At 63.1% G+C, this 3424-nt stretch carries 3 protein-coding genes; all 3 read right to left on the bottom strand.

What is annotated here, in order from left to right; translation table 11 throughout:
- Positions 1-131: 131 nt before the first annotated feature.
- From ILFOPFJJ_RS34385 to istA, 3 genes are read right to left on the bottom strand one after another with little or no spacing between them, the layout of a single operon-like run.
- Positions 132-344, bottom strand: coding sequence for a hypothetical protein (locus ILFOPFJJ_RS34385; RefSeq protein WP_173514839.1), 213 nt, complete (start codon positions 342-344; stop codon positions 132-134).
- Positions 341-1114, bottom strand: a complete 774-nt coding sequence (istB, locus tag ILFOPFJJ_RS34380; RefSeq protein ID WP_173514838.1) for an IS21-like element helper ATPase IstB — start codon at positions 1112-1114, stop codon at positions 341-343. The genes ILFOPFJJ_RS34385 and istB overlap by 4 nt, the downstream gene beginning before the upstream one ends.
- Positions 1107-2936 (bottom strand): IS21 family transposase, encoded by a 1830-nt coding sequence (istA, locus tag ILFOPFJJ_RS34375; protein WP_210267719.1) that lies wholly within the window; start codon positions 2934-2936, stop codon positions 1107-1109. Before istA ends, istB begins: the two co-directional genes overlap by 8 nt.
- Positions 2937-3424 lie beyond the last annotated feature (488 nt).

Genomic DNA, 3424 nt, shown 5'->3' with positions numbered 1-3424 from the left:
TGTTAACGGCTGTGAGAAAGCGCGCAAAAATGGCGCCGAGGATTGAGGAATGGGAAAGCGGCCTTCCAGGCCGCTTTTAGTTTTGCCGGGTTGAATGGATCGTGACGCTGGAGCAACGAGCGTGGCCGATTTTACCGTGCTGGTTTGGAAGGGGGCTGATCGTCAGGGGCTTGTTGGTGACGGACAAACTCCTGGATGTGGGGAGCGTAACGGCTCCAGATGCAGTCTCGCAGATCGTCGAGGAGTTCGAAGACGGCGCCTGCCTGCTCGGGTGTCCATTCGGCATTGACGATGAACTGGATTCCACGCCCGAGACCGGACGGCTGATGAGGATTTCCGGTCATGCTGTGGGCTCCTTTTCGTCGGTGGCGTGGCTGGTGCGTTGTTGACGCTGCTCCTTCGAGCGTTCGGTGGCTTCCTTGAAGCGGTAGGAATCGCCTTCGATGGCGATGACCTCGCAATGGTGCAAAAGGCGATCGACCAGACTGACGACGCAGGCGGCATTCGGGAAGACCTCCGACCATTGCGCGAAGGGCTTGTTGGTGGTGACGATGGTCGAGCGTTTCTCGTATCGGCGGCTGATGAGATCGAACAGCAGATCGGCATGACGGTTGGAATAGGAGAGATATCCGACCTCGTCGATGACCAGGACATCGGGCGCCGCATAGTACTGCAGCTTTCGGCGGAGCATGGAATCGCTGTCGATGGCGGCGAGTTCTCCGAGCATTTCGCTGGCGGTGCGGAAGAGGACCGAATGGCCGGCGACCAGCGCCTGGTAGGCGACGTTAAGAGCGAGCGTGGATTTGCCGACGCCGTTAGGGCCGATAAAGACGATGTTGGCGGCCTCCTTCACGAAGGACAGCGTCATCAGCTCCTCGATGGCGGCGCGATCGATACGACGCGGCCATTTCCAGTCGTAATCGGCCAGTTGCCTGAAGTGGCCAAGCCTGGCGGCGCGCATGCGTCGCCGCAATGAGCGGTCGGCGCGCTCTTCTTCCTCCCATTGAAGCACAGCGGCCAGCCACGGCGCGTCGGCGATTTCGTCCCAGTGGGCGATCAGGCCATTGAGGCGCAACGCCCTGGCGCGGTTGAACAGGATGCCGGGATTATTCATCGTCGTTGCCTGCGGATGTGAGTTGATCGTAACGGTCGAGCTTGTGGGGCTGCACGACCGTATCCTTTTTGCGGACATGCTCTGGCAGCCTTGTTTCGACCGGCGGTGGAGCGCCACGCGCGATCCGGCGGCGTTCGAGCACGGCGCGAACCGATCTCGAATGAGAGGCCCCGGCCTGCAAGGCATCTTCGACGGCGGCCTGGAGTTCGGTGGCGCCGTAGAGGTCGAGCAGTTTGAGCATGGCATTGGTGATCGCGCCGATATTGGCGCCGCGCTCGGCGGCCCGGATCATCAGTTTCTGGTAGGCCGGCACGGCGTGCGTCAGACTGTTGAGGCCGCGATGCTGGCGCGCTTCGCGCTTGACGGCGACGAGCGCCTTGAGGTGCCGGGGGTCTTCGATCTGCTGGCCCCGGTCGTAGCTGCGGCGGTGGCTGGCGATCATCGTGGCGGCATCGAATATCCTGACCTGGGCGAGATCGGCGCGCACGGTGAGCGTGCGCCGGACATGAGTATGGGGAACCGAGTAATCGTTCAGGTCGAAGCGGACATAGGGTGTCTTTCCGACCTTCGCGGCGATCTGCTCCTCGATGGGGTACGGGTTGGCGGGCAATGGCAGAAGCATCGGCTGCTCCTGCGCAAACACCTGACGAACCGTCATCGTCCGGTCCTCGGGGCATGGCCGGTCGGCGGCCTGGTTGCGGCACCATTGTTCGGCCTGGGCATTCAGATCGTCGAGGTCCTTGAACTTGCGGGCGATGAAGAAGGCCTCCCGGATGTGACGAATGGCGCGCTCGACGCGGCCCTTTTCGTTGCCCCGCGCCACGGCGACGGGACGGGGCTCGAAGCGATAATGGCCCGCGAAGGCCAGCAGTGTCGGATGGAACCGGATGGCATCGCCCTGACGCTCAAGCACAGCGCTCTTAAGGTTGTCGTAGAGCAGCACCCTGGGCAAACCATTCCAGGCGCTGAACGCACCGGCGTGGCCGCGCAGGAAGTTTTCCATGCGGGCATCAAGAAAGAAGCGCAGATAGATGTCGCGCGAATAGGACAGCACCATGACGAAGGCCATCAGCGGGCGGCGAGCCTTGCCGATTTCGATGTGACCAAAATGCGCCCAGTCGACCTGGCCTTGCTCGCCCGGCAGGGTGCGCAGACGCAGGAACGCTTCCGCAGCCTTGCGCGGACGGTGGAGCGCGATCATATGCCGGAAGTGGGAGGCCGAGCCCTTGTAGCCGCGCTCCTGCACCATCCCGTACAGGCGGCTGGCGGTCAGGTCTGGATATGTCTCAAGCGTCCGCTGGACGAACGGCAGATACTGGTCGATCTCGGCGGGACGAATCACCGGCCTGTGGCGGGGCAGACCGGCCTCCTTCAGAACCCGGAAGACCGTCGTGTGGTGGCAATGCAATTGCGTGGCGATCGTTCCACAGCGCCACCTCTCGACGTGGTACAGGCGCAGGATCATCGCTTCCTTCTCGGCGGATATGGTCATCGGTTGGGTCTCCATAGTCGTGTTGACGGACATTGCCCCTCGACGGCGCACGAAGCCGCCGCGCAAGAACGGCGGCAGCCGACAACTGCAGCGCCGGCAGCGCGGCGCCGGAGAGATCGATGGCACCGCTTCAGCGGTGACGTCGTCCAGTGCGACGGTGCCGTCGATCAGGGGCGCGTTCAGTCGTGAACCATCCGGCAGACAAGGTGGAGACTGATGCGTCACGTTGTTTTTGCAGCGCTGGCGATATCGGCGGGAGCGCAAAGCGGCCCCGGCGGCTGCTCTGGTAGCGCCGCCCCGCCGCACGCAGACTGTCGCGGCGGGCTTCATGGGCGCATTCAGAACCGCAAAAGCGCTGACCCCGATCGCAATGCCGGCAAAGCAAGACCTGTGAGCGGCAACGTGCGCAGAGAAAGAAACGACCGGTTTGCATGGCGACGGCGAACCTCTCGGAACGCCGTCGGGATTGCGGGGAAAAGCTCGACGGAATGCGCCAATGCCATTATGCTGGCGCACACCGTGAACCAGTCGGCAGCCGTGCCCGGGGACCTGCAAGTCCCCTCACACGGCCCGTTGGGATAGGACATCGAGTTACGTGGTAGTGGGTCGATGTCTGTTTGCGGCGCTCCGCACATGTAGCATGCGCGGACGCAGCGCGGGATGCGCCTCAGTCGCCCTCCGGGCTCCTATCGACGCATCCCGCGCTCTCATCCCCAACCAATTCAGATCATCAGCGTCGTTCAGCACCACCCCGAGCCGAATTCCGCATCAATTCCCTCTCGGCGCCATCTATCCGCGCGTCTCAACCGCCATCGACA

Source organism: Sinorhizobium psoraleae, from assembly GCF_013283645.1.
Taxonomy (GTDB): domain Bacteria; phylum Pseudomonadota; class Alphaproteobacteria; order Rhizobiales; family Rhizobiaceae; genus Sinorhizobium; species Sinorhizobium psoraleae.
This window is presented reverse-complemented; position numbering and strand designations above follow the sequence as displayed.